The sequence below is a fragment of the Comamonas sp. lk genome (genome assembly GCF_900564145.1).
GTDB lineage: Bacteria > Pseudomonadota > Gammaproteobacteria > Burkholderiales > Burkholderiaceae_C > Comamonas.
The window spans coordinates 3075594-3101841 of sequence record NZ_UOOB01000001.1 but is presented as its reverse complement, the minus strand read 5'-3'; the positions used below and the strand labels follow the sequence as shown (position 1 = coordinate 3101841).

Sequence of the window (26248 nt, the reverse complement as noted above, 5' to 3'; positions counted from 1 at the left end):
CATCAATGAGCGACGGAGCCACTCCAGGCACCAGCACCACCCGAGGTGCCGCCACCGTTGGAGAAGCCGCCAGCATTGCCAAAGGCGCCGCCAGTGGTGTGAACATTACCGACCGAGGAAGCGCCGGAGGTATTGTTGGTTGCAGTACCGCCAGGGCCGGAGACGGCTCCCGAGGTGGCACCGTAGTTGGATTGGGTACCGGCAGTGCTATGGATTGCGGCGATACCGCCGCCAGGGCCTGCGTAGGTGCCAGCTGCATTGGCGGTGTGCGAATTTGCTGCACCTGCTGCGCCGCCAGCTACAGTTGCGCCGCCAGGGGCCGTAGCGCCGTAACCGGCAGCTGCACCCGAGTTCGCATTGGCATTGGTGGCACCGCCGCCGGCCGCGACGCCGTTGCCGGAAGTTGCGGCCAGGCTGTTCACCGTACCTGTAGTGGTTGCGCTACCTCCTACAGCTGCGCCGCCGATAGCGGTATGGCCGATGTGACCTGCTCCACCACCTGCAGCTGCGGTTGCATTGGCACCCGAAGAAGCACTATTGAGGCTCAAAGCACTTCCATTACCAGCACTCGCAGCCGTAGACACAGTGCCCGAAGAGGCATTGGACGACGTGTTCGTTGCAGCAGATGCGACACCAGCCAAGGCCACGATGGCCAGTGCAATCAGAGATTTTTTCATGATGGACCCTTTGAAAAGCCAGTTCCCAGAACACTGAGAGGTTGAGGCAGAAGGCTGTTTGCACTTGTCATGCAAAGCGAGCCCGACATAAACCGGATGCGGTGCTGAAACATTTCCAGAGAAAGTTTCAAATTTGCTTTCGGTCGGAGCTAGTTTCAGCAGCGGCCATGAAAATCGAAATACCGAGATTGTTTTTGCGTCGTCCGCAGGTTGTTGGCTGCAAGAGATGGCTTTGAAGTCCTTTGTTTTTGCGCCTGTTGTGCTATCGATTTTTCAATGTTTGACAATTGAAAACCTCGAGAAACTAAACGTAATCTGAGTTTATTATTGTGTTATGTTGCAGTTTTCTTATTATTTCTGATTGAGGTTTGAAAAATGAATCTCTGCATGTGCTATTGATTTATTTGTTTTAATAAAAAATAGCTATTTTGTTTCTATTCAAGCCATTATTTTTTTAAAGCATTTAAATCTATGGGTCGCCTCATGGTAGTAATTACATAGAAATGACGAAACCAATTGTAAATATAGTAATTCGAAAGATGTATTTCACAATTTTTATAGATTTTTTATGGCTTTCCTTTTAGCTTGAGCCCCAGAGAAGTAAGAACTTTTTGTAACGCTGTGTTATTTTTTTGGGGAGACGATATGTCTGCTGTTCAAGGGTTTACCGAAGTCCTCGCTGCTTCAGAGCACCACAAATCTGCAGCGCACAGCTATATGTGGCCGCAAAGCATGGTTGGTCAAGAAGGCAAGCCTGTGCGGGTGTATGTCGTCGATGACGACAATCACATCCGGCGTGTGATTGCCCAGGAGTTGATGTCTGACCCGCGTACCTTGCTGGTGGGGCAAGCTGGCTCCTTGAGGGAGGCACGCAAGCATTTGAGTCAACAGCCGTTTGACGTATTGCTGGTGGACCTGAACCTTGGCGATGGGGAAGGTCTGGAACTCATAGGCCTTGCGCAAACGCTCAACCCTGACGCTCTGATCGTGGTGGTTTCAGTCACGGAGCGTGATGACAAAGTGCTTCAGGCATTCGAGCTGGGAGCCATGGGCTATCTGCTCAAAAACTCCTTGTTTGGCGACTATGTGCAGGCCGTGCTTCAGGTTGCCAACGGAGGTGCTTCAATTACGCCCAGCTTGGCAAGAAAATTGCTTACGCACCTGGATAAATCCCATGCCAAGCCTTTTGCTTCCGGCGGAACTTTGCAGGAAGAGCGCTTGTCTGCGCGTGAGTCGGAAGTCCTCAAACTGGTGGCCGGCGGTTATACCAGTTCTGAAATTGGTGCTCAGCTAGGTATCAGTACCTTGACGGTGAATACGCACATCAAAAGCATCTACCGTAAGTTACAGGCGCGTACAAGAGCACAGGCGGTTCGCGCGGCCTCTTTGCGGGGCTTGTTTAGCTGATGCATTCAGGTAATGAGAAATATTTATATTTAAAAATATAAAAGTCGCACGACATATATGCCGTTTTATGTCTAGAGGTCATTATGGAATCGCTGCGCAGCTTGAGCTGGAGAATCACTGCTCATATTTTCCAGGTGCTGGTTCTTTTGGCGTGGAGCGTTGGGGGGGCATGGCACGATAAAACCTGGCTTTGGATTGCAACATTAATCGCTGCGGTGGGAGGTCTGGCAATGGCATTGCGTTATGTCCCACGTATATATCGGAGATTAATGTGCAAATGGCGACGAAATGCCCATCCCTCCAAAGAAATCCTTGAGGAAAGAAAGCGTATTGCGTCGGACTTGCACGACACCTTGGGTAGTCAATTGGTGCAGGCCTTGGTTTTAATGGAGGAAACGGGAAGCTCAGGCTCCAGCGCCGCAAAAGAGGTGCTGGAGCAGTCTTTGCTGGATCTGAGACTGATTGTCGACTCCATGGATGCTCAGAACGACGGCCTGGGAATGCGTATGGCGCGCTTGCGTCATCGATTGGAGCCGGTCATGCGTCGCAAAGGCATTGTTCTGCATTGGACGCTTTGTGACCCTGAGCTAGACATAGGGCGCCCCACTGACGCTGCTCTGCCTGTAGGCAAGGTGGCCCACCAGATATTGGCGGTAGTGCAGGAAAGCATCAGCAATGCGATTGAGCATGCATATGCCTCGGAAGTCTGGGTGGCGCTGGAACCCTTTGAGAAGGACGATCCGGAGCGATTCGGCTGGAGCTGGCGTCTGTGCGTGGAAGACAACGGCGTGGGTTTCAATCCCAAGGCGACGTTGAGCGACGGCTCGAAATCGGGTCACGGTGTTTCCAATATGTATAGGCGAATGAACGAAATTGCTGGAGATCTGCACATCCAGCCCAGGCAAGGCGGAGGAACCCAGGTTTCATTGAGATGGCGAGCAGGAGATGTCTGAGGGGCGCAAAGCCCCCAAGCGCTCGACATTCTGATTTCCCGGTACCAGAACATGATCGCCAGCTCCGCCATGCGCCAGGCCTTGCCATGGCCATGGGGGAAGATCGGGGCCCAAGCATGGGTGGCGCACTTTGCCAAACCTGGAACGCGATAGGGCAAGTGATTTGTACTGAATCTGTCTACATTGAATTGGTTTTCGATTTCGACGGCTGGAGTCCGGTCGCTGACAAGGCTTTGCTTGCAATGATTGCCTGGTGGCTTTGCATGCTGCATCCACGTCTGACCTGTCCGCCGAAGTCTGCATTCAACTGGAGACATGTTATGAATTTCCTCGACGGCCATCTGTTCCCTGAAAACCAGCAACCCCTGATCATCACCGCTGCGCCTTACGCGCCCGGTTGGTTGCCTTCCGACTTTCCGGAAGACATTCCCGTGACGATGGAAGCGCAGATCCAGAAGGCCGTGGACTGCTATAACGCCGGTGCCACGGTGCTGCACTTGCATGTGCGCGAACTGGATGGCAAGGGCAGCAAGCGTCTGTCCAAGTTCAACGAACTGGTTGCCGGCGTGCGCAAGGCCGTGCCTGAAATGATCATCCAGGTGGGTGGGTCCATCAGCTTCGCTCCAGAAGACGAAGGTCAGGCCGCTAAATGGCTGTCCGACGACACGCGCCACATGTTGGCCGATCTGGACCCCGTTCCCGATCAGGTGACGGTGACGGTGAACACTTCGCAGATGAACGTGACCGACCAGGCTGAAGACGCTGACTTTGCTGGTACTTCGCGTGCCAATGCTACGCTGTTCAATGCCTACAAGGAAATGACCGTTCCGGCTCAGCCAGGCTGGGTCGAAGAGCATGTGCGTCGTTTGACCAAGGCCGGTATCCAGAGCGCTTTCCAGTGCTACAACCTCAACAGCTTTGAATCGGTGGAGCGCCTGATGCGCCGCGGTTTCTACATGGGCCCGCTGGTGATGAACTGGGTGGCGATTGCCGGCGGCATGGACACCCCCAGCCTGTACAGCCTGGCAAACTTCGTGCGTTCCGTGCCCGATGGCGCGGTGCTGACGGTGGAGAGCAATGTTCGCAACGTATTGCCCGTGAACATGTGGGGCATTGCCGCCGGTCTGCATGTGCGCTGTGGTACCGAAGACTGCCTGTGGAATCAGACACGTACCGAAAAAGCCAGCACGGTCTCGCAGATCGAGCAACTGGTGCGCATCTCGCGCGAATTCGGTCGTCCAATTGCTACCGCCAAGGAAGCGCGCGAGATCAGCAAGATCGGCGTGTTCTACGGCACAGTGGAAGAAAGCCTGGCCGCCAACGGCTTTGCACCCAATCGCAACGGCGGAAACCAAGGTTTCCTGCGCAAGACAGCCTGACAAGGCGAGTGCGCAATGTTGGCAGCCAGGCATTGCGCATCTCCGGGAAATTACTGGTATGACATGCGCAAAAAGGTCTCCCGAAAGGGAGACCTTGCCCTTAAAAAACTGTATTTCTAAGCGGCGTTGTTGCTAAATCTGCTAGCGCAAGTCGGTAGGCTGGCGGCATGAGACAATCCCGCAGTAGTTTCAAGCCCCGTTATCGCACCACCAACTGGTGCTTAGCTATAACGCAGCTTTGAAGACATGTGGTTCGTTGACCATTTGGCTCGTTAAGGGTGTGTAATGGTTTACAGCTGCCAGTTGTAAACGCGGACGCAGCCCGAAGTTCTCCGATGCTGCCTTTAGCTTTGCCTGACCATCAAGAGCTTGTTCGGCTGGATTGCCTCCAGTCGAACTGGGAAAAGCAGGCGGACATCGCTGCGGGCCGTGTGAAGGCGACGTAGCAGTTGATTCACTGGTGTTGCTGCTGAAACAGCGTTGTGACGCTAGGATTGTTGGCCTCGTTTGTCCTGCCCGAATCAGCTTGTCTAAAGTCCTAGGATTCTTCCAGATTCATCGAAGCAAAGCGTTCCAGAATGATGCTTTTGAGCCGTTCGGCCGCTGGCGGCAGAGGAGGGTGGCGGGGCCAGATGATGTTCAGGTGCGTGCGCAGGGCGGGATCATCGAGCGGTACCAGGGCCGGAAGCCCTTGCATGCCCAGTTGGGCGAAGCTTTCCGGAGCAAAGGCTACGCCCAGGCCTTTTTGCACCATTAGCAGCATGGGCAGCGTTTCCACACCCCAATACAGCACATCCGGCGTGAAACCCGCGTCCTGGCAGGCGCGCATCAGCATGTCGGAAATACCGGAGCCCAGCAACGAGCTGTGAAGCAGAAAGCGCTCATTGCGCAGCTCTCCGATATGGACCTGGGCTCGGTCATGCAGCCTGTGGCCCGGCGGCAGAACCAGCCGCAAGGGCTCGTCCATCAGCACCTGGTTTTCCAGTTCCGGTGCGGTGTACTGGCTGCGGCAGATGATCAGATCCAGGCTGCGCTCGCGCAGGCGTTGCAGCATGTAGCCCGTCTCGCCTTCATGTACATGGACAGTGATCTTCAGCCCGCTGGCCGTGATGTGTTCCATGACGCTGGGCATGATGAAAAGACTGGCGGCCGTAGCACAGCCTATGTGCACTGTGCCGCGCGACCCCAGCTCCGCTTCCTGCAGTTCCCGGCGCATGGCTTGCAAGCTGGCCTGCAAGGCCTTGGCGCGCAGATAGAATAGCTCCCCTGTTGCTGTAGGCACAAGACGGTGCCCGCTGCGATCAAACAGTCCCACGCCCAGCTCGTCTTCCAGCTTGCGCAGCAGGATGCTTAAAGGCGGCTGTGTCATATGCAGGCGCACGGCAGCAGCGGAAACACTGCCTTGTTCGTACACCGCAATAAAGCATTTCAGTCTGTGCTCATCCATACATTAAGTATATAAAAACATATTCAATATATATTAGACGATATCGACATGCGTTTCTATACTCCGCCCATTCGCACTCAGCTGGAGTACGAGCCTCATACACAGGAGACACGCATGCACCACATCCGCCGACAGGTCCTGGGCCTGGCACTCACCACATGTCTGACGCCCATGCTGGGCCTGAACGCCGCTCATGCCGAGGCGGAATGGCCAAGCCGTCCGATCCGGGTTGTGGTGCCTTATCCGGCAGGTGGCACGGCGGACATCATGGGGCGCTTGGTGGCCAACAAGCTCGGCAAGGCTTTTCCTAAAGTGAGCGTGGTGGTGGAGAACGTCTCGGGTGGTGCCACCGTGCCAGGAACGATGGCGGCTCTGCGTGATCCTGCCGACGGCCACACCTTGCTCATGGCCAGCGACAACACGCTCAACATCAACCGCTGGTTGCTCAAGGACGTGCGTTATGACGGCGATCGGGATTTCTCCCCTGTCACGGTGCTCGTGACCTATCCCCACTGGCTGATCGTCAACGGCCACGGTCCTTACAAGAGCTTTGACGATCTGGTCAAAGCCATACGCGCCAAGCCGGGCAAGGTATCGATCAGCGTCAATACCGTGGGCGGTGCTGCCTACCTGGCGCTGGACAACTGGCGTCGTGAAAACGGTCTGGATTTCGAAATCGTGCCTTATCGCGGATCACCACCGGCCGTGGCCGACCTGATTGGCGGTCACATCGATGCGCACCTGGACGTGGTGGGCTCTTCCATGGCCCATGCACGCAGCGGACGCGTGCTGCCGGTGACCGTGCTGCAAAACACACCGCTCAAGGAATTCCCTCAGGCGATCCCGCAAAACGACAGCAACCCCAAATCACTGAATGCACGGGTCAATCTGTCTGTGGTCGTGCGAAGCGGCACGCCTGCTGCCATCGTGGACAAGCTGTATGCCGTGCTGAAAGCTGGCGTCAAGGATGAAGACTTCATCAAGACCGTGGACATGATGGGCCTGGGCACGGTGATGTACGAGCCCAAGAAAGCCAAATCCTTTCTGCAGCAGGAGACCCAGCGCTATCGCGTGCTGATTGAAAAATCCGGTCTGGAAAAGCAGTAAGAAGGAAATGTACGCCATGAAGTTTGTTGTTGCGCTGATCCGCCACGAAACCAATACTTTTTCGCCTGTCAGCACGCAGCTGGGCGACTTTAGGCGCGGCACCGGCAAGAACGGTCCAGCGTATGGCGAAGCTGCCCGCAAGGCCTGCGAGGGCACGAACAGCGCTGCAGCCGCCTATCTGGATCTGGCCCATGAGATGGGGGCCGAGGTGGACTTCGCGATTTGCGCCAATGCCGTGCCTAGCGGGCTGGTGACGCGCGAAGCGTTTGAGAGCCTGTGCGATACGATGGTGCATAGTGTCAGCCAGGGCTGCGATGCGGTGCTGCTGGATTTGCACGGTGCCATGGTGGTGGACGGCTTTCCCGATGCGGAGGGTGAGCTGCTGCGTCGTCTGCGCGAGTGCACGCCCGCCGGCCTGCCGATTGGCGTGGCTCTGGATTTCCATGCCAACTTCAGTGCTGAACTGATTCGCCACGCTACGGCGATTGCTGGCTACTGTACCTATCCGCACATCGATATTTACGAAACCGGCGTGCGCGTAGGTCGCAGCATCCGTGCGTTGCTGGAACAGCGCAGCCAGCCGGTGGTGCTGTGGCGGCGTTTGCCCATGCTCACGCATATGTTGCGTCAGGCGCCCTCTATGCAGCCCATGAAAGACATCATGGATCGCGCCATGCAGGCCGAGAAAGATGCAGAGGTGTGCAATGCCTCGGTGTTTGGCGGCTTTCCTCTGTCCGACATCGACTGCGCAGGCCTCTCGGTGGTCATCGTGGCTGAGCGCGAGCAGATCGAGGCCGGCAACCGCCTGCTCGATGAGCTGTGCGAGCTGGCCTGGTCGCGGCGTGCTGATTTTGTATTCCCGGTCGAGTCAGTGACGGCTTCGGTAGCCTATGCCAAGACGCTGGAGCAAGGCCCGGTGATCCTGGTGGACCATGGTGACAACTGCGGTGCCGGGGGCACCACAGACATCATGGCGGTGCTGGACGAAGTGCTGCGCCAAGGGCTTGAGGATGTGGTTGCCGGTCCGTTTTGCGACCCCGAGACTGTGGCCATTCTGGTGGAGCAGGGCGTGAATGCCGAAGTGACCGTGGATCTTGGCGGCAAGACCGATATGCCTGCTCTGGGCCTGACCGGCCAACCGCTGCGCGTGACGGGCGTGGTTGAGTGTCTGACCGATGGCGAATACACGGTGACCGGCCCCATGTTCACCGGCATGCGTCTGAGTCTGGGGCGCACGGCTGTGTTGCGTGTGGGCACGGTGCGTATTTTCATTTCCGAGCGGCCGCAGGAGCCGAATGACACCGGCGTCTTCACCCATGCGGGCGTGGATCCTGCGCAATCCAAGTACGTGCTGCTCAAGTCGCGTCAGCACTTTCGCGCGGGCTTCGAGCCTTTTGCTCGGCACATTGTGTTGATCAGTGGCCCCGGCGTGTGTAGCTCGGACTATGGGCTTTTCCCGTTCAAGCATCTGAGCCGTCCCATGTATCCGCTCGATGCTGACGCCAGCCTGGCCCAGGCCGAAAGCTGGGCGCATGACGTTTGTTGATATCCAGAGAGGTTGATTTTGGATTTGGTTTATCCCGTTTGTGTCGTGTTGCTCGGCTATGTGGTGCTGGGCATTACGGGGTTTGGTTCAGCGCTGGTCATCGTGCCCTTGCTGGCCTGGCATTGGCCCCTGCCTGAAGTGGTGGCTTTGACCTTGCTCATGGATGTGCCGGCTTCCCTGCTGCACGGTGGCCTGAACCTGCGCCAGGTGAACTTTGCCGAGTTGCGGCGCCTGCTTCCGGGCATGGCGGTCGGTGCCTTGGTCGGGTTGTGGCTCTCCAGCGTGCTGGCTGCGAGCTGGCCTTTGCTGGTGCTGGGTCTGTACGTCGTCATGGTGGGCGCGCAAACGCTGCGCGTCGCGCCAGCCAAGCGCCCCCAGCTAGCCGCACCGTGGGCCTATGCCATGGGCGGAGCCATTGGGGTGGTTGAAATGTTGTTTGGCACTGCGGGTCCGCTGGTGGTGGCAGGGTTCAGCCGCCGCCTGTCCGATGTGAATGTGCTGCGCGCCAGCACTCCCGTGGCCATCGCCGCCAGTGCCGGCGCGGTGCTGGTGGCTATGGGATGGTCGGGCAGGTTGTCCCATGTTGATCTATGGCAGCGTTGGCTGGCTCTGATGGGCGTGGCCGTACTTGGCGTGATGCTGGGCAATCGCCTGGCATGTCGCGTGTCGCCTGTGGCCTTGCGCAAGGTGATTTGCGGCCTGCTGATTGTCAGCGGACTCACGCTTGTGGCACATGCCTTGAGCTGAGACGACCGCTGCACTGCGGGCATTGGCGATCGAGAAAGAGTGAGATTTCAGGCCGAGTTAATTAAGGTCAGCAGCCCGTACAGAAGACGACCAGGGCAGGCACTGCATTTCTGGCCGCTGGTGTAGGTGGCCCTTATTTCTCCCGAATGCCGGCCCTCAGATGGGCTGCTTTGCCAGCACTTTGCCCACGCGTTCATAGTCAGCCAGCAAGTCCTTGTGCAGGGTCTGAGAATCGCGCTGACTGCTGGGTTCGAACCCGGCATGGTTCAGTATGTTTTTGTAGTTGGCGGTGTTGAGCACGGCTTGCACCTGCTGCTTCACGACAGCCTGCGCCTCTGCCGGCAGTGCGCTATTGCTCCACAAACCCATCCAGCCCGTGTAGGTGAGTTGCGGGTAGCCCAGTTCCTGGAAGGTCGGGACCTCGGGCAGCAGCGTAGATCGTTGCGCCGAGCTGATGGCGATGGCCTTGATTTTTCCAGAGCGTATCAGCGGCAGCGATGTGGCCAAACCGTCAAACATCAGCGGGATATGGCCGCCCATGACATCGCCCAGTCCCGCCGTTGAGCCTTTGTAGCCCACATGCACCAATTTCGCGCCGCTGGCCTGCTCCAGCAGCACGCCGGCAACATGGGACATGGTTCCGGGGCTGTACGAGGCATAGCTGAGGCCATCGGCGCGGGCGCGGGCCTGGGCAATGACGTCCTTGAGGTTTTGCACCGGCAAGTTGGGCGCCGCAACCAGGACCAGACCGCCGCGCGCCAGCTCCGCCAAAGGCGTGATGGCTTTGCGCGTGTCGTAGCGCATTTTCACGATGTGCGGAATTTCGCTGACCAGAGAGCTCACGCCCACCAGCAAGGTATAGGCATCGTGAGGTGCTTGCAGCAAATCATTGACTGCGATCACGCCTGCAGCGCCTGGTTTGGGCTCGACCACAAAAGGCTGTTTGAGCGTTCGGCCCAGTTGATCGCCCAGGGCGCGTGCCACCACATCGGCAGAGCCACCCACCGGGCCGGCCACCAGAATGCGAACCGGTTTTGCCGGCCAATGGGCAAAGTCGCCTTGCGCATGGCTGGCAGGCACGGTGCCAGCCAGTGAAAGCGCTCCCGCCACGCGCAGCAGCTGGCGGCGGTTGATGGGCGCATAGGGGGTGATCAAAGAATTCATCGCGTCTCCTGCTCGCTTGAAAATTTGTTTTTCAGGCGACTTAATGTAGAGATTTGGTAGTAATATTTTTCTCTTTTGGCGCCTTATTCTTTTCTTTTTGCGTCATCTGGTGCAAACCCTGATGGGAATCAAGGCCGGTTCGCAAAGACTGCCTGCTCGGTATTGGATGTGGATATGGATACGCTGGTAAGAACGGTCACCCTGAACGGATTTTTGAGCGTCTGCAATATGCATGGGCTGCGCGCTCGTGAGTTGCTGCGCACGGTCGGATTGGACGCCGGCTCGCTGGTGGATGCCGAGCGGCATGTCTCGGCAGAGACCTTGTGCCGCCTTTTGGAGCTGGCAGCGGAGGAGTCCGGCTGTTCCGCCTTTGGTGTGCAGATGGCCGAGGCCCGGCAGTCTCTGGACTTTGGCATTCTTGGCAATCTGATGCGCCACAAACCCAGCTTGCGGGAAATGTGGCAGTCCGCCATTCATTACCGGCAACTGCTGAATGCGGCGCTGGCGCTGTCTTTGGAGCCCGCAGGCGACTTCAGCATTCTTCGCTTTGAAATGCTGGTCAACAGCCAGGTGCCGCAAAAACAGGCTTGCGAGCTGGTGGTGGCGGTGGGTGTGCGCGCTTGTCAGGCGGTGCTGGGAGACGGTTGGAGCCCGCATAGCGTGAGCTTTATGCATGCCGCACCGTCCGAGCTGTATTTGCACAAGAAGTTTTTTGGTTGTCCGCTGAGCTTCAACAGCGAATTCAACGGGCTGCTGCTGCGCAACAGCGACCTGAATGCACCCAATCCAGCGGCAGACCCGGAGTTGGTGCGATATGCCGAGAGCGTGGCCATGCCGCTGAGAGCCTCTGGCGAGAATCCCGTGCTGCAGGAGGTGCGCAAGAACATCTACCTGCTGATGCCGCTGGAGCAGGCCAAGATCGAACGTGTGGCCGAGCAGATGCATCTGAGCACCCGCACGCTGCAGCGCCACCTGGATCAAAGCGGAACCAGCTTTTCGGAATTGCTGGAGAACGTGCGCAAGAACCTGGTTTTGCGTTATCTGAACAACCAGCGCTATTCCATTGGGCAGGTGGCCTCGTTGACGGGCTATACGCGCCAGGCCTCGTTCACCCGCTGGTTTCAGCTCAATTTCGGTATGTCGCCGCGTCAATGGCGGCAGCAGAACGCTGCACACTGAGGCTTCCAGCAGAAGTCCAGGGAATGCTCTTGTTTTGAAGCGCCGTGAGGCGCTTCTTTGCTTTGGGCCCGTGCTTCCTTTGGCACAGACAGCTTCCACGCGGAGCAAAGCCCATCGTAAGCATGTGGCGATGGACTCTGCAAGGGTTTTTGCGCCCATCGTTCTCCGAACAGACCCTACTAGCGCTATCCCGTAGTGGCGCCAATTATGAAAAAGATGACGTCATATGTGTAAAGACAAAAGCCTTGCGCAGACACACTGAGATTCGTATTCGCAGCCAGCCAGGCATGTCGAACGGGTGGAAACACACCCTTGCTTAGGGCTTGCTTGCGACACGGAAATCACGCAATCCGCAGGAGACAACTTGAAAAAGACACCAAAAAAACAAAAGCACTGGGCCCCATTGATCCGGACTTTGGTGACGCCCGCAATGGGCAGTGCAAAAGGAACGCGCACAGGGCGGTACGCGCTGTAGCGGCCTTGAGCTCAGTCTTGAATTGACAGGACTGCTTGCGTTGCGCTTTTCGCTTCAAGCGAAAGCGAAAGCGAATCATCCATTTTTGCGTCCCGGCGGAGCACAGCTCATCGCGTGGGACGCCGTGTTCCTGGAGTCTTCACCATGATTTCACCCAGTGCCAATGATGCTGTGAACGAGAAGGCCGACTACAGCGTGAGTCGATCGCGCGCCTGGTTTGGCTTTGCCATGATTTTCCTGCTGATGATGTCGGATTACATAGACCGGCAGATCATCGTTTCGCTGTTTCCTCACCTCAAGGAGGAGTGGGGCCTGTCCGACAAGCAACTGGGCGGACTGGTTTCGGTGATTTCGGTGGTGGTGGCCATAGGCAGCATTCCCGTGGCCATGCTGGCCGATCGTTTCGGCCGCGTGAAGAGCATTTTCGTGATGGCCATGATTTGGAGCACGGCCACGATCTCCTGCATGTTTGCCCGAAACTACGGCCAGTTGTTTGCCTCTCGCGCCGTGGTGGGTCTGGGCGAGACGGGCTACGGCTCGGTAGGGTCGGCGCTGATCAGTGCGCTGTTTCCCAAGCGCCTGCATGCCACGCTGTTGGGCGCATTCTTCGCGGCCAGCTCCGTAGGTGCCGTGCTGGGCGTGGTGCTGGGCGGGGTGATTGCCGAGCACTGGGGCTGGCGTGCCGCATTTGGGGCCGTGGGCTTTCCCGGACTTGCCATGGCGCTTCTGTTCTTGCTGGTGCCCGACTACAAGAACGTGATTGTGAAGATTCGCCCGACCATTGACAGCAAGGGCGCGGGCGCACATCTGTCGCGTTTGATCAAGACGCTGAGCCGCGGCCCGACCATGTGGATTCTGTGCGTGGCGGGCTCGTTTCAGATGATCGTGGTCTCGGCCATGTGGTCGTGGATGCCGAGCTTCTTCAATCGCTACCACGGCATGCCCGTCGCGGTTGCAGCCAAGTATGCGGCCGTGCTGGTGTTGTTTGGCGCCTTCGGTGCGCTGTTCTGGGGCTGGGTGGCAGACCGTGTGAGCCGTCGCGAGGGCGCCAATAAACTGCGACTGCTCGCGCTGACCACGGTGCTCACCGCCATTCTCTTCATTGCGGCGTTCACGCTTTCGCTCACGCAGTCCCTGCAGTTCGCGCTGATCCTGGCGGGCGGCTCGATGATGACCTGCACGGTAGGTGTCTCGGTGAGCGCAATTTTGGATGTGACCCATCCCGGCCTGCGCTCCACGGGTGCCGCAGTCCATGCGTTTGCCATCAATCTGTTTGGCTTGGCAGTGGGGCCGTTTCTGGGTGGCGTGATCTCGGATCACTGGAGTCTGCAGACCGCTATGGCCATCATTCCGGCCGCCGGCTTTTTTGCCTCGTTCTTCTACTGGAAGGCTTCATGCTCCTATGCAGCCGACGCGGCGCTGGCAGCAGACATGGTCACCGACACGGCCGCAGACGTGATTTCCCAGCCAGACGGGTATGCAACACGTGCCGTAGGCGGGTTACAGAAAGCGCATGCCTGAACGCGCACCGATGACTGGCTGAAAGCCAAAAAAGCCGCAGGATGGCAAGGTCCTGCGGCTTTTTGCATTGGCTTGTAGGCATCACAAGCCGCGCTTATTGGTACTTTTGCTCCAGTCCATCCCAGAAGTCCTTGTTCACCAGGCGCTGGCGCTCCAGAAAGGGGGCGACGATGGCCGGATCTTCATCCACCTTGTGCTCGTCGCGCAGCAGGGTCAGACATTTGTTCATGCCGGCCAGCGCGCCTTGCAGGGCGGCGTTGGCGTAGAGCACAAAGCCAAAGCCCAGCTGGCCCAGTTCGTCGGCGTTGAAGATGGGGGTCTTGCCGCCAATCACCATGTTCATGAGCTGGGGACGCTGGAGCAGCTGGGGCAGGGCACGCACTTGCTGCTCCTGGGTCACGGCTTCGACAAACAGGATGTCGGCTCCGGCCTCGGCAAAAGCCTGGGCGCGGTCGATGGCGGCGTTGAAGCCGTGAACGGCAGCGGCGTCGGTGCGGGCCATGATCAGCGTGCCCTCATCGCGGCGCGCATCCACGGCGGCGCGAATCTTGCCCAGCATTTCATGGGTTTCGATCACATCCTTGCCGTTGAAGTGGCCGCAGCGCTTGGGCGAGACCTGGTCTTCCAGCTGAATGCAGTCGGCCCCGGCGCGCTCCAGCGTGCGCACGGCATGGTAGGTGTTGACGGCATTGCCAAAGCCGGTGTCGGCATCGACCAGCAGGGGCACATCCACTGCATCGCGGATGCGGGCCGTGTGGTCGGCGATATCGGTCAGGCCCATAAAGCCTTGATCGGGCATGCCGAACCACATATTGGTCACGCCCGCGCCGGTCACATAAATGGCTTCAAAGCCCAGATCGGCAATCAGCCGGGCCGACATGGCATTGAAGGCGCCGGGAACGATGACGCCACGGCGCGCGTCGGCTAGGGCTTTGAGTTTTTGCTTGGAGTTCATGAGATTTCTTAATAAATACGACTCTGGTGCCTGTGTGGCGTGCGCTGGCTGCTCTCAAAAGCGATTAGAGCGGACAAGACCTTCGCGAGAGGCAGCGAGCAAGCGAGGCTGTCGTCCCCGGGGGGAAGGCGCGCAGCGCCTCAGGGGCTTAGTCCAGTGAAATATTGGCGTTCTTGATGACCGGCCCCCACTTGGCGCGCTCGGCTTCTATGTACTTGCCATAGGCGTCGGGCGAGCCACCCATGATCTGGCCGCCGCTGCTTTCAATCATCTGGCGCAAGGCCTTGTCGTTCTTGAGAGCATCGTTGACGGCCTGGTTGAGCTTGGCGATGACGGCGTCCGGCGTGCTGGCAGGAGCGATCATCCCCAGCCAGTTGTAAGACTCAAAGCCTTTGATGCCGGCTTCGTCCAGCGTGGGCACATTGGGCAGCACAGCCAGACGTTTTTTGCTGGAGACGGCCAGAGCATTGATCTTTCCAGCCTTGATGGAGGGCAGGGCCGAGTAGCCCATCTCGAACATCATGGCCAGATGCCCGCCCATCAGGTCGGTGGCGGCCAGAGAGCCGCCCTTGTAGGGCACGTGGGTCAGCTGGGTTTGGGTCTGGTACGCCAGCAACTCGCCCGACAGATGGTGGGCACCGCCCACGCCGGAGGAACCAAAGGTCAGTTCGCCAGGCTTGGCCTTGGCGTAGGCAATCAATTCCTGCACGTTCTTGAACGGCTGATTGGGGGCCGTGGTCAGGAACAGCGGGGCCTGCTCAATGAGGATGATGGGCTTGAAGGCCGTCCTGGCGTCGTAAGGCAGCTTCTTCATCAGCATGGGGTTGGTGACCAAGGGGCCGGGCGAGCCAAAGCCGAAGGTATGGCCGTCACCGGCCTTGGCAATCACGTCCGTGCCGGTCACGCCGCCGGCGCCACCACGGTTGTCGATGATGACGCTCTGGCCCAGCACCTTGCCCAGAGAGTCGGCAATCAGGCGGGCACGGGTATCGGCATAGCCGCCAGCGGCATAAGGCACGATGAGCTTGACGGTGCGGCTAGGCCAGGCATCGGCACCCTGGGCCAGGGCAGCATGCGAGCCGCCCAGCAAGGCGATGGAGGCCGCAGCGCAAGCAGCGGTGCGAAGAATGGTGTTTCTACGGGAAATCATGAATTTAGTCTCAAGGCTGTTTTAAGGCTCCAGCGCTTATAGAGAAAGCGCTGGCAGCTATGTTTTTCAAGGCGGCTTACTTTTCCTGCATATGGGCGGCTTTGACGATCTCACCCAGGCGCTTGCGTTCGGCATTGACGAATTTCACGAATTCGGTGCGTGTGCCACCCACGGGCTCGATACCCAGGCCTTTGAGCTTTTCCACGGTGGCGGGCTCTTTCATGGCCTGGTCCACGGCGGCGGCCAGCTTGTCCAGAATCGCGTTGGGTGTGCCCTTGGGCGCGTGTATGCCGGCCCAGTGCGCAATCTGCACATCGGCAAAGCCTTGCTCCATCGCAGTGGACAGCTGTGGGTAGGCGGAGATGCGCTGGGTCCAGGTGGTGGCCAAGGCCTTGAACTTGCCTTCGTTGACGATATGGGGCAGGGCGATGATGCTGGCCTCGGACGTGCCTTCGACTTGGCCGCCCAGCACGGCCGTCGTGCTTTCGGAGCCGCTCTTGTAGGGCACGGGTTGCAGCTTGGCGCCGTATTTGACGTTCAGCATCTCGGCCACAAAGTGCGGCGTGCTGCCGGTGCCGGCGGTGGCGAAGTTAAAGCCCTGGCCCTTCTTTGAAGCCTCCACAAAATCGCGCAGATTGTTATAGGGCGCGTTCTTGGGCACCACGATCACCGAGGGTGCCAGGCCAATCATCACGGCCGGTTGCAGCGCATCGTCCTTGAAGGGCATGGACTTCTTGATCATGCTGTTGGAGATCACGCCTGCCGCGCTGACCAGCAGGGTATAGCCATCGGGCTGGGCCTTGGCCACCATGTCGGCACCCACGGTGCCACCCGCGCCGGGGCGGTTGTCGATCACGACTGGCTGGCCCAGCACTTTGGAGGCGCCTTCGGCGGCGGAGCGGGCCATCAAGTCGTTGGCGCCTCCGGCAGAGAAGGGCACGATCAGGCGAATCGGGCGGCTGGGCCAGTTGTCTGCGGCCTGTGTGGCATGCGTGGCCGCCATCATGGGGCCCAAGGCAGACAGGACAAGGGTTTGGGCCAGCAGGCTGCGGCGGGACAAGAACATGGCGGTCTCCTGATTGTTATCGATGTGCCATCACGTTTGCAAAGGCCGTGCCAAACAGTCCGGGCTGAGTTGAATGCATTTCAAGCAATTGATTTTTATAGGAATGTTCGAGTCGTAGTGTTTGTTTGGTGCGACCGGATCAAGGTGGTTTGTTTCAAAAATGAAATAATGTATTTCATGAATGAAACAATTGAGGCTGAGCCTGGGCAAAACCCGCCTTTGCGCGTCATGGCGGCTGGTGCGGATGCGTCGCAGCTGCCGCATATCGTGACCGTGGGACGCTACCGCATAGGGCGGGTGCTGCAGAAGATCTCGCTGCTATGGTCCGAGCAGGCGCGCTTTACCCATGTTGCGGCCTCGTTTGATGAGGCCGTGGTCCAGGTTCAGGCACTCAATCAGCGGCAACCCATAGATGCTCTGGTGGGAGCTGGTGCCAGCGGTGCCTGGGTGCGCGAGCGCGTGGACATACCGGTGAGCATGGTGGAAGTGCGGGGCCTGGATTTGCTGCAGGCCCTGCGCCAGGCCAAGTTGCAGGTCTCGCCCGAGGCGCCGAATGTGGGTCTCGTGTCTTTCGAAGCCCCGTCGCCTATCGTGGCCCAGTTTGATCAGCTGTTCGGCCTGGGTCTGGTGCAAATGGCTTATCAGGGGCCGCAGGACGCGGCAGCCTGCATTCAAAAGCTGCAGGCCGCAGGTGTGGGGGCGGTGGTGGCGCCGGGCTTGATTTCCGATCTGGCGGAGCAGGCCGGCATGCCCAGTGTCTTGCTGTACTCCGAAAAATCCGTGCACCAGGCCTTGGGCGATGCCTTGCTGCTGGCCAGGCACAAACAGGTGGAGCGCGACCGCCACCGGCGCCTGGAGACCGTGATCGGTCAGTTGCAAGATGGTGTGGTTGCCGTGGATGAGCAGGGCCGCATACGGGCCTTGAATTCACGCATGGCCCTGCTGCTGGGCGCCGAGGTTCAGGCCCTGCACGGGCGTTTGCTCGATGAAGTGGCCCCGGTGCTCAAGGTAGCCCAGGTGCTGCAGGGCGATGAAGGCGGCGAGGAAGTGGTGCAGCTGGCAATGCGCACCTTGGTGCTGCGCCGTGCGCCCATCTGGGAAAACGGCCGGCTGACCGGTGCGCTGCTGGTGTGCCGGGACCCTGCCGTGATCCAGAGTGCAGACCGCAGCTTGCGCGCCAACCGCAGCCAGCGCGGGGCGGGGGTGCGCTGGCGGCTGGAAGACTATGTGGGCGAAAGCCCCGCCACCCAGCGTGTGCGCCAGCTGGCGCGCCAGTACGCGGCAACCGAGGCCACGGTGCTCATTCTGGGCGAAAGCGGCACCGGCAAAGAGCTGCTGGCCCAGGGCATGCATCGTGCCAGCCGGCGTGCTGCCCAGCCTTTTTTAGCCGTCAACTGTGCGGCGCTCAGCGAAAGCCTGCTGGAGAGCGAGCTGTTCGGCTATGACGAAGGCGCTTTCACCGGTGCACGGCGGGGCGGCAAGACCGGCTTGATAGAAGCGGCGCATACGGGCACGCTGTTTCTGGACGAGATTGGCGATATGCCGCTGGCGCTGCAATCGCGCCTGCTGCGCGTGCTGCAGGAGCGCGAGGTGCTGCGCGTGGGCTCCACCACGCCTGTGCCCGTGGACGTGCGGGCGATGGCCGCTACCCACGCCGATCTGGCTGCGCAGGTGGAGAAAGGACTGTTTCGCCGTGATCTGTATTACCGCCTGGCGGTGCTGCGCCTGCAGACCTCGCCGCTGCGCGAGCGCGGCGCGGCCGATGTGGCGCTGCTGGCCCGCCGCAGGCTGGCAAGCCGTCTGGGTTTGAAAGACGAACAATTTCCCGACTCACTCGCTCGCACCAGCCCGCAGGCCGGGCTGAACGCACTGCTCCAAGCCATGCTGGCACATGCTGCCGATTACGGCTGGCCGGGCAATGTGCGCGAATTGGACAACTGGGTGGAACGCCTGCTGGCCTGCCAGCCCCATTTATGCGATGCCCAGGGCCAGCCCGATGCAGTGCGGTTGGCCGAAGTCTTTGTGGAATGCGCCGCACCGATTGCTGCTGCAGCGGCGGTGGGAAAGACCCGACTCAAGGACAGCAGCCGCGAGGCCGAACGCCAGCGCGTGCAGCAGGTGCTGCAAAGCGTGGACGGCAATCAGGCCCGTGCCTGCGAAATTCTGGGCATCAGCCGTGCCACCTTGTGGCGGCGCATGAAAGCAGCGATTTGAATGATATTGCTGCGTATTTGATAGCTGTCAACGCAATCTATTGAAGGGCTATCTGCCTTTTTTTATGTGTTTTTCTTGTTGGCGCAGCAGCTTCCACAGACAAGGCTGTTTGGCGCGGGGTGCTGCGAGAAGAGAGCTCTGGCCGGCCAGCGTCAGGAGGTGGGCGGCTCTGCATCAGCCAGGGACAGGTGCTGCATTCTCTTGATGTCGCGCTGAGGCGGTGCACCAAACAGGCGGCTGTAGTCACGGCTGAACTGTGAGGCGCTTTCATAGCCCACGCGCGCTGCCGTGGTGCTGGCATCCAGGGCCTGATTGAGCATCAGCTGCCGCGCCTGCTGCAGGCGCAACTGCCTTTGATACTGCAAGGGGCTCATGCCTGCGAGATTGCGGAAATGCTGCCGGAAGGTGGAAGGGCTCATGTGCACGCTGGCGGCAAGCTCGTTCATCAGCACGTCGCGGCTGAAGTTCTGTTTGAGCCAGGTCATGGCTTGTGCGATCTGGTGGCTGGGGGAGCCCGATGCCACCAGCTGCCTTAGATAAGGCCCATGTGGGCCGGACAGCAGTCTCACCATGATCTCCCGCTGAATCAGGGGCGCAATCGGGGTGATGAGTTCAGGCTCGCTCAGCAGTTGCACCAGGCGGGTCAAGGCATCGAGCAAAGGCGCCTCCAGCGGGCGCAGCGAGATCGCGCGCGATACCTGCTCGCGCGACACCGGCGGCAGCTCCATCTCGGAGGCCAATTGCAGCAGGGCGCTGCCGTCGAATCGCAGCATCATGCCCAGAAAAGGCTGGGCCAGACTGGCCTTGGTGACATGGGAGACCACGGGCAGGTCGACGGTGGTCAGCAGGGATTGGCCAGGGCCGTAGGCAATCACCTGCTCGCCAAGGGTCACCTGTTTGCCCCCTTGCGCAGTGATGCCCAGGCCCAGTCCGTAAATGCAATGCATGGGTGCGGTGCTGGCACTGCGCCGGTGGATGCTGAGCTGCGGTATGCCCGTTTGATGGTCGCCATCATTTTGAGCAATCTTGCCAATTTCCTGGGCCAAGGTTTCGATGGACATGTCAGCAGATCTAAAGAGTTGGATTGATTCTGAAATTCAGATGGCTAGCCAGAATGCAGTCAGAACGCAGCCGTGGCGCTTGGCCTACAGGGACTGTATGACCGATGTGGCTCCTGGACAGGTCTGGGCGTGCGAAACATCGAAAAAGGCAATACAAAAATCGAAAATGGCAAGTTCGATTCGGAGCAAACGCAGACACTCTTAGGCGACGATCACCCTTGAGAAGTGTCAGATGGCGTCTCTTTTCTCGCCTTGTATGCTCAAGGCCGTCACCCCGCGCAACCGCATTGCGGCATCGCCCATTCAATGGAGAACTGCCCACCATGAACACGTTAAATGTTAACGGCCGTGAGCACACGCTCGACGCTGACCCCACCACTCCCATACTCTGGGCCTTGCGTGACACGCTGGGCATGACCGGCACCAAATTCGGTTGCGGTGCGGCGCTGTGCGGCGCCTGCACGGTGCATCTGGATGGCCAGGCCATCCGTTCCTGCGTGACCCCCATTTCCTCTGCCGAAGGCAAGCAGATCACCACGATCGAAGCGGCAACCGATGGCAGCGACCGCATAGGCTCTGCTGTGCACACCGCCTGGGTCAAGCACGACGTGGCGCAGTGCGGCTACTGCCAGAGCGGCCAGATCATGAGCGCGACGGCCTTTCTCAAGTCGCTGCCGCGCGGCAAGCAGCCCAGCGCGGCCGAGATTGATTCGGCCATGGCCGGCAACATCTGCCGCTGTGGTACTTACGCTCGCATTCGCGCCGCCGTGGCCGATGCAGCCAAAACCCTGGTTTGAAGGAGCGCCCCATGCTGCCCACCCACATTGATCCCAGCGAGTTGCCGCGCACCCTGCAACGCCTGATGGCGGTAGACCCGCGCGAAGAGGCCGCAACCCTGGCGCGTCGCAGCTTTTTGAAGCTGGCCGGTATCGGCGGCTTGGCGCTGGGCGCATTTCCCCATCTGGCAATGGCACAGGCCGACGGTACGGCCAAACCGGCACAGACCCTGAAACCGACGCAGCAACCATCGGCTTTCGTGCAGATTGCCCCGAATGGCGAGGTCACGGTGACCATCAACCGGCTGGAGTTCGGCCAGGGCGTGCAGACTGGCCTGCCGATGATTCTGGCCGAGGAGCTGGATGCCGACTGGAGCCTGGTACGCAGCCAAAACGGCAGCAACGATGCGGCCTACTTTGATCCGCTGTTTGGCATGCACATCACCGGCGGCTCCCAGTCCATCAAGAACAGCTTTACCCAGTATCGCGAGCTGGGCGCGCGCGCCAGGGCCATGCTGCTGTCCGCTGCGGCGGCCCGCTGGAAAGTTGATGCGGCCACTTTGCGTACCCAGGCCGGCATGGTGCTGGGCCCGGATGGCCGCAAGCTGGGCTATGGCGAGCTGGCCGAAGCCGCCATGGCCTTGCCGGTGCCGGAAAAGGTCACGCTTAAGAACCCCAAGGACTTTCGCCTTATCGGCCAGCCCACCACGCGTCTGGATGCGGGCGCCAAGAGCAGCGGGCGTCAGGACTTCGGCATTGACGTGAAGCAGCCCGGCCAGCTGACGGCCGTGGTGGCACATCCGCCCGTGTTTGGGGCACGCCTGGCCTCGGTGGACGACAGCGCGGCGCGCGCCGTCAAGGGCGTGAAGGCCGTGCTGCGCGTGCCGCTGGACCGTGGTGCCGAGGGCGTGGCCGTGGTGGCCGATGGTTACTGGCCCGCCAAGCAGGGCCGCGATGCGCTCAAGTTGCAGTGGGACACGGCTGCCGTGGAAAAAGTGGATAGCGACAAGCAACTGGCCCAGTACCGCGAACTGGCCAGCAAGCCGGGCCCGCGCAAGTTCGATGCCGACATGGCGCCGCTGGCCAAGGCGCCACGGCAGCTTCAGGCCGAGTTTGTCTTTCCCTACCTAGCCCATGCGCCCATGGAGCCGTTGAACTGCACCGTCAAGCTGTCCGGCGACCGCGCCGAGCTGTGGGTGGGCTCCCAATGTGCCGGTCTGGACGCCGCTGCTGCCGCGCGAGTGCTGGGCGTAAAGCCCGAGCAAGTCAAGTTGCATGTGCAGATGGCGGGCGGCGGTTTTGGCCGGCGTTTCTCGGCCAGCAGCGACTTTGTGGTCGAAGCCTGTCAGATCGCCAAGGCCATGCAAGCCGCCGGCCTGAACGCGCCGGTGCGTCTGCTGTGGAGCCGCGAGGACGATATCAAGGGCGGCTATTACCGCCCCATGCATCTGCATCGGGCGCATATAGGCTTTGACGCGCAGGGCAAGGTTCTGGCCTGGGAGCATGTCATCGTGGGGCAGTCCATCACCAAGGGATCCATCTTCGAGCAGTTCCAGCTGAAGAACGGCATAGACGGCACGGCCACGGAAGGCATGCGCGACCCCTATCCGCTGCCCATGCGTCTGACCGTGCAGCACCCCGAGGTCAATGTGCCTGTGCTGTGGTGGCGCAGCGTGGGCTCCACCCACACCGCTTTTGTGATGGAAACCCTGATCGACGAGATCGCCCGAGCCACCAAGCAAGACCCGGTGGCCTATCGCATGCGGCTTTTCGGCAAGCCGCATGAGCGCCACCGTGCCGCGCTGCAGCTGGCGGTGGACAAGAGCGGTTATGGCAAGCGAAAACTGTCGGCCGGCCGTGCCTGGGGCGTGGCGGTGCATGAATCCTTCAACACCGTGGTGGCCTATGTGGTGGAAGCTTCCGTCAAGGACGGTCAGCCGGTGCTGCACCGGGTTACCAGCGGCGTGCACTGCAATCTGGCCGTCAATCCGCGCAGCGTGGAAGCTCAGGTGCAAGGTGCGGCCGTCATGGGCTTGTCGATGTGCCTGCCCGGCGGCGCCATCACCTTGAAAGACGGTGTGGTGCAGCAGAGCAACTTTGGCGACTTCGCTGTGCCCCGCATCACCGATGTGCCGGAATTTGACGTGCATATCGTGCGCAGCGCCGATGCGCCCACCGGCATGGGCGAGCCCGGTCTGCCGCCACTAGCACCGGCCTTTGCCAATGCTATCGCCCAGCTCACCGGCAAGCCGCTGCGTCAGCTGCCTTTCAAGCTGGCTTGAACGGGGCCGCATAGGCGTGAGTTGCTGAGCGGCGATCCCGCCTGGCGGTGGAGACTTCACCGCCAGGCTTGGTGCACGTCAGCGACTCGCCGTGGCCGCTCTTGCAGCAGCGAACTGACGCTTTCTTCCGCTTGTGCAAAGCTGTGCGATACGCCACATTAAGAGCCATGGCTCATCGCTGTTGCGTGGATTTTTCCGCGTCGCTGGTTTGCCATATTGACAGTGCGACCGTGTTCGCACACCCAGCGTGACCCGCTTTCGTCATGCTGTCGGCGCTGCGGATGTGGCGCCTTTTTTCTCACCGTCAAGGGAGGTTGTCATGGCTCGTCATACCCCTATAGAGCACTATCGCAACATCGGCATTTCCGCGCACATCGATGCCGGCAAGACCACCACGACCGAGCGCATCCTGTTCTATACCGGTGTCAATCACAAGCTGGGCGAAGTGCATGACGGCGCAGCCACCATGGACTGGATGGAGCAGGAGCAAGAGCGCGGCATCACCATCACCTCGGCCGCCACCACGGCTTTCTGGTCCGGTATGGAACACAACTTTCCCGCCCACCGCATCAACATCATCGACACGCCGGGTCACGTGGATTTCACCATCGAGGTCGAGCGTTCCATGCGCGTGCTGGACGGTGCAGTCATGGTCTATGACTCCGTGGGCGGCGTGCAGCCCCAATCGGAAACCGTCTGGCGTCAGGCCAACAAGTACAAGGTGCCGCGCCTGGCCTTTGTGAACAAGATGGACCGCGTAGGTGCGGATTTCTTTCGCGTGCGCCAGATGATGATCGATCGCCTCAATGCTCACCCGGTGCCTGTCGTGATCCCCATCAGTGCAGAGGCCGATTTTCACGGCGTGATTGATCTCATCAAGATGAAAGCCATCTTCTGGGATGATGAATCGCAGGGCGTGAAGTTCGAGTACCAGGACATCCCCGAGTCGCTACAGGCCAGCGCCAATGAGTGGCGGATGAAAATGGTGGAAGCTGCTGCCGAAGCCACCGTGGAGCTTACCGACAAGTATCTGGAAACCGGTGATCTCAGCGCTGCCGAGATCACCGCAGGTCTGCGTCTGCGCACCATCGCCACCGAAATTCAGCCCATGCTATGCGGCTCGGCGTTCAAGAACCGGGGCGTGCAGCGGCTGCTTGATGCCATGATCGAATTCATGCCATCGCCGCTGGATGTGCCGCCCGTGACGGGTCACAGCGAAGACGACGATGCCAGCGAAATGCTGGTGCGGCATGCGGACGACAATGAAAAATTCGCCGCCCTGGCTTTCAAACTCATGACCGACCCCTTCGTGGGGCAGCTGACCTTTGTGCGCGTTTACTCAGGCGTGCTGTCCAAGGGCGACGTTGTCTACAACCCCATCCGGGGCAAGAAGGAGCGCATAGGCCGCATTGTGCAAATGCATGCCAATGCCCGTCAGGAAATCGATGAAATCCGCGCCGGCGATATCGCTGCCTGCGTGGGCCTCAAGGACGTGACCACGGGCGAGACGCTATGCGATCCTTCTGCTCCGATTGTTCTGGAAAAAATGTCCTTCCCTGAGCCCGTGATCGCACAGGCGGTGGAGCCCAAGACCAAGGCCGATCAGGAAAAAATGGGTCTGGCGCTCTCGCGTCTGGCGGCGGAAGACCCCTCGTTCAGAGTGCGCACCGATGAGGAGTCGGGTCAGACCATCATCGCCGGCATGGGCGAGCTGCATCTGGAGATCATCGTCGATCGCATGAAGCGCGAATTTCACGTGGAAGCCAATGTAGGCAAGCCGCAGGTCGCCTATCGCGAAACCATACGCAAAAAGGTCACGGATGTGGACGGTAAGTTCGTGCGCCAATCTGGCGGCAAGGGCCAGTACGGCCATGTCGTGTTGACCGTGGAGCCGCTTGAGTCGGGCAAGGGCTTTGAGTTTGTTGACGAAATCAAGGGCGGCGTGGTGCCGCGCGAATTCATCCCTGCCGTGGAAAAAGGTGTGCGTGAGGCCTTGAGCTCTGGCGTGCTGGCCGGCTACCCGGTGGTGGATGTGCGCGTGCGCCTGACTTTTGGCTCTTACCACGATGTGGATTCGAATGAAATGGCTTTCAAGATGGCAGCCATTCTGGGCTTCAAGGATGCGGCCAGAAAAGCCAGCCCGGTGATTTTGGAGCCCATGATGGCTGTGGAAGTGGAAACGCCCGAAGACTATGCCGGAACCTTGATGGGCGATCTGTCGTCGCGCCGCGGCATGGTGCAAGGCATGGATGACATTGCCGGCGGCGGTAAAACCATCAAGGCCGAAGTGCCGCTGTCGGAGATGTTTGGCTATGCCACGCATCTGCGCTCCATGACGCAGGGCCGCGCCACCTACACCATGGAGTTCAAACGCTACTCGGAAGCGCCTGCGCAGGTGGTTGCGGCAATCTCCTCTTCACCGTCTGCCAGAAAGTCGGGCTGAACCTGCAGGACTGGTCGGGTTCAGTGGACAGCACCGGAAGCCCTGTCTGGATGTTCGAATGCTCGAGAACTCATCGTCGAAAAAATGCTTTGTATTCAGTCATTTAGACCTCACGTCAGTTGACAAGGAATCTTGCACCATGAGCCCCAAGAACACGGTATGCCTTTGGTATGTGGGTGATGCGCTGGAGGCGGCAAACTTCTATGCCCAGACTTTTCCGGACAGCTCCGTGGGAGCGGTTCACCGCGCGCCTGGCGACTATCCCGATGGCAAAGAGGGCGATGTGCTGCTGGTGGAGTTCACGGTCGCCGGCGTGGCCTGCGTGGGCCTGAACGGTGGCCCGCATTTTCAGCACAGCGAAGCCTTCTCCTTCCAGATTGCAACCGACGACCAGGCCGAGACCGATAGGCTCTGGAATGCCATCGTCAGCAATGGTGGCCAGGAAAGCGCCTGTGGCTGGTGCAAGGACCGCTGGGGCATCTCCTGGCAGATCACGCCGCGCATTTTGTTGCAGGCCATCGCCAATCCCGACCGCAGCGCTGCTCAGCGTGCCTTTGAAGCCATGATGCAGATGGTCAAGATTGATGTGGCGGCGATCGAGGCGGCAGTCAAGAACGCAGGCTAGCTTCTGTCGCAGCCGGGTGACATCGTCAATGGAAACCGCCGGCAGTATCACTCCGCATGAGCCGGGTGCTCTCC

Annotated in this window: 20 protein-coding genes and 1 pseudogene; 14 read left to right on the top strand and 7 right to left on the bottom strand. The window is 59.8% G+C overall.

Going from position 1 to position 26248, the window contains the following annotated elements; translation table 11 throughout:
* Positions 1-2: 2 nt before the first annotated feature.
* A complete protein-coding gene (locus EAO39_RS14040) occupies positions 3-677 on the bottom strand; it encodes a hypothetical protein (RefSeq protein ID WP_120968323.1) in 675 nt (224 codons plus the stop codon).
* Positions 678-1394: 717 nt separating this feature from the next.
* On the opposite strand from EAO39_RS14040, the gene EAO39_RS14035 reads away from it, so the two are divergent.
* The 4 genes and pseudogenes from EAO39_RS14035 to EAO39_RS14020 all read left to right on the top strand — a co-directional run.
* Positions 1395-2084: a response regulator transcription factor gene (locus EAO39_RS14035; protein WP_240467108.1), complete on the top strand. Its 690-nt coding sequence runs from the start codon at positions 1395-1397 to the stop codon at positions 2082-2084.
* Positions 2085-2167: 83 nt separating this feature from the next.
* On the top strand, positions 2168-3037 hold the full coding sequence (locus tag EAO39_RS14030) for an ATP-binding protein (RefSeq protein ID WP_120968321.1): 870 nt from the start codon (positions 2168-2170) through the stop codon (positions 3035-3037).
* Positions 3038-3357: 320 nt separating this feature from the next.
* The gene (locus EAO39_RS14025; RefSeq protein ID WP_120968319.1) at positions 3358-4416 is read left to right on the top strand and encodes a 3-keto-5-aminohexanoate cleavage protein; all 1059 of its coding nucleotides are present in this window, start codon (positions 3358-3360) and stop codon (positions 4414-4416) included.
* A 167-nt stretch (positions 4417-4583) separates the two neighbouring features.
* A pseudogene (locus EAO39_RS14020) lies at positions 4584-4794 on the top strand (transposase); the annotation flags it as partial.
* A 160-nt stretch (positions 4795-4954) separates the two neighbouring features.
* On the opposite strand, the gene EAO39_RS14015 reads toward EAO39_RS14020, so the two are convergent.
* Positions 4955-5863: a LysR family transcriptional regulator gene (locus EAO39_RS14015; RefSeq protein WP_120968317.1), complete on the bottom strand. Its 909-nt coding sequence runs from the start codon at positions 5861-5863 to the stop codon at positions 4955-4957.
* A gap of 114 nt (positions 5864-5977) precedes the next feature.
* On the opposite strand from EAO39_RS14015, the gene EAO39_RS14010 reads away from it, so the two are divergent.
* Genes EAO39_RS14010 through EAO39_RS14000 form a run of 3 tightly spaced genes read left to right on the top strand, consistent with a single transcriptional unit; the run spans position 5978 to position 9263 of the window.
* A complete protein-coding gene (locus tag EAO39_RS14010) occupies positions 5978-6970 on the top strand; it encodes a tripartite tricarboxylate transporter substrate binding protein (RefSeq protein WP_120968315.1) in 993 nt (330 codons plus the stop codon).
* A gap of 16 nt (positions 6971-6986) precedes the next feature.
* Positions 6987-8516 carry a M81 family metallopeptidase gene (locus EAO39_RS14005; RefSeq protein ID WP_120971111.1) on the top strand — a complete coding sequence of 510 codons (1530 nt, stop codon included), beginning with the start codon at positions 6987-6989 and terminating at the stop codon, positions 8514-8516.
* 24 nt (positions 8517-8540) lie between these two features.
* Positions 8541-9263 carry a sulfite exporter TauE/SafE family protein gene (locus EAO39_RS14000; RefSeq protein WP_240467007.1) on the top strand — a complete coding sequence of 241 codons (723 nt, stop codon included), beginning with the start codon at positions 8541-8543 and terminating at the stop codon, positions 9261-9263.
* A gap of 156 nt (positions 9264-9419) precedes the next feature.
* Here EAO39_RS14000 and EAO39_RS13995 read toward each other — a convergent pair whose 3' ends face one another.
* Positions 9420-10427 carry a tripartite tricarboxylate transporter substrate binding protein gene (locus EAO39_RS13995; protein WP_120968313.1) on the bottom strand — a complete coding sequence of 336 codons (1008 nt, stop codon included), beginning with the start codon at positions 10425-10427 and terminating at the stop codon, positions 9420-9422.
* Between the two features lie 174 nt (positions 10428-10601).
* On the opposite strand from EAO39_RS13995, the gene EAO39_RS13990 reads away from it, so the two are divergent.
* Positions 10602-11606, top strand: coding sequence for an AraC family transcriptional regulator (locus EAO39_RS13990; RefSeq protein WP_240467006.1), 1005 nt, complete (start codon positions 10602-10604; stop codon positions 11604-11606).
* 619 nt (positions 11607-12225) lie between these two features.
* Positions 12226-13602, top strand: a complete 1377-nt coding sequence (locus EAO39_RS13985; protein WP_240467005.1) for an MFS transporter — start codon at positions 12226-12228, stop codon at positions 13600-13602.
* A 94-nt stretch (positions 13603-13696) separates the two neighbouring features.
* Here EAO39_RS13985 and EAO39_RS13980 read toward each other — a convergent pair whose 3' ends face one another.
* The 3 genes from EAO39_RS13980 to EAO39_RS13970 form a co-directional block, all read right to left on the bottom strand.
* On the bottom strand, positions 13697-14557 hold the full coding sequence (locus tag EAO39_RS13980) for an isocitrate lyase/phosphoenolpyruvate mutase family protein (RefSeq protein ID WP_120968309.1): 861 nt from the start codon (positions 14555-14557) through the stop codon (positions 13697-13699).
* A gap of 148 nt (positions 14558-14705) precedes the next feature.
* Positions 14706-15707 carry a tripartite tricarboxylate transporter substrate binding protein gene (locus EAO39_RS13975; RefSeq protein WP_120968307.1) on the bottom strand — a complete coding sequence of 334 codons (1002 nt, stop codon included), beginning with the start codon at positions 15705-15707 and terminating at the stop codon, positions 14706-14708.
* Positions 15708-15783: 76 nt separating this feature from the next.
* Positions 15784-16773: a tripartite tricarboxylate transporter substrate binding protein gene (locus tag EAO39_RS13970; RefSeq protein ID WP_120968305.1), complete on the bottom strand. Its 990-nt coding sequence runs from the start codon at positions 16771-16773 to the stop codon at positions 15784-15786.
* Between the two features lie 228 nt (positions 16774-17001).
* Here EAO39_RS13970 and prpR point away from each other — a divergent pair, with 228 nt between their 5' ends.
* Complete coding sequence (gene prpR / locus EAO39_RS13965) at positions 17002-18987, top strand: propionate catabolism operon regulatory protein PrpR (RefSeq protein WP_240467107.1); 1986 nt, start codon at positions 17002-17004, stop codon at positions 18985-18987.
* A gap of 152 nt (positions 18988-19139) precedes the next feature.
* On the opposite strand, the gene EAO39_RS13960 is transcribed toward prpR, so the two are convergent.
* Complete coding sequence (locus tag EAO39_RS13960) at positions 19140-20048, bottom strand: AraC family transcriptional regulator (RefSeq protein ID WP_120968303.1); 909 nt, start codon at positions 20046-20048, stop codon at positions 19140-19142.
* A gap of 323 nt (positions 20049-20371) precedes the next feature.
* Between EAO39_RS13960 and EAO39_RS13955 the strand changes: the two genes are divergently transcribed.
* The 4 genes from EAO39_RS13955 (at position 20372) to EAO39_RS13940 (ending at position 26174) form a co-directional block, all read left to right on the top strand.
* Positions 20372-20845, top strand: a complete 474-nt coding sequence (locus EAO39_RS13955; RefSeq protein WP_120968301.1) for a (2Fe-2S)-binding protein — start codon at positions 20372-20374, stop codon at positions 20843-20845.
* An 11-nt stretch (positions 20846-20856) separates the two neighbouring features.
* On the top strand, positions 20857-23106 hold the full coding sequence (locus EAO39_RS13950) for a xanthine dehydrogenase family protein molybdopterin-binding subunit (RefSeq protein ID WP_120968299.1): 2250 nt from the start codon (positions 20857-20859) through the stop codon (positions 23104-23106).
* A gap of 319 nt (positions 23107-23425) precedes the next feature.
* Complete coding sequence (gene fusA, locus EAO39_RS13945; protein WP_120968297.1) at positions 23426-25549, top strand: elongation factor G; 2124 nt, start codon at positions 23426-23428, stop codon at positions 25547-25549.
* A 139-nt stretch (positions 25550-25688) separates the two neighbouring features.
* On the top strand, positions 25689-26174 hold the full coding sequence (locus EAO39_RS13940) for a VOC family protein (RefSeq protein ID WP_120968295.1): 486 nt from the start codon (positions 25689-25691) through the stop codon (positions 26172-26174).
* Positions 26175-26248 lie beyond the last annotated feature (74 nt).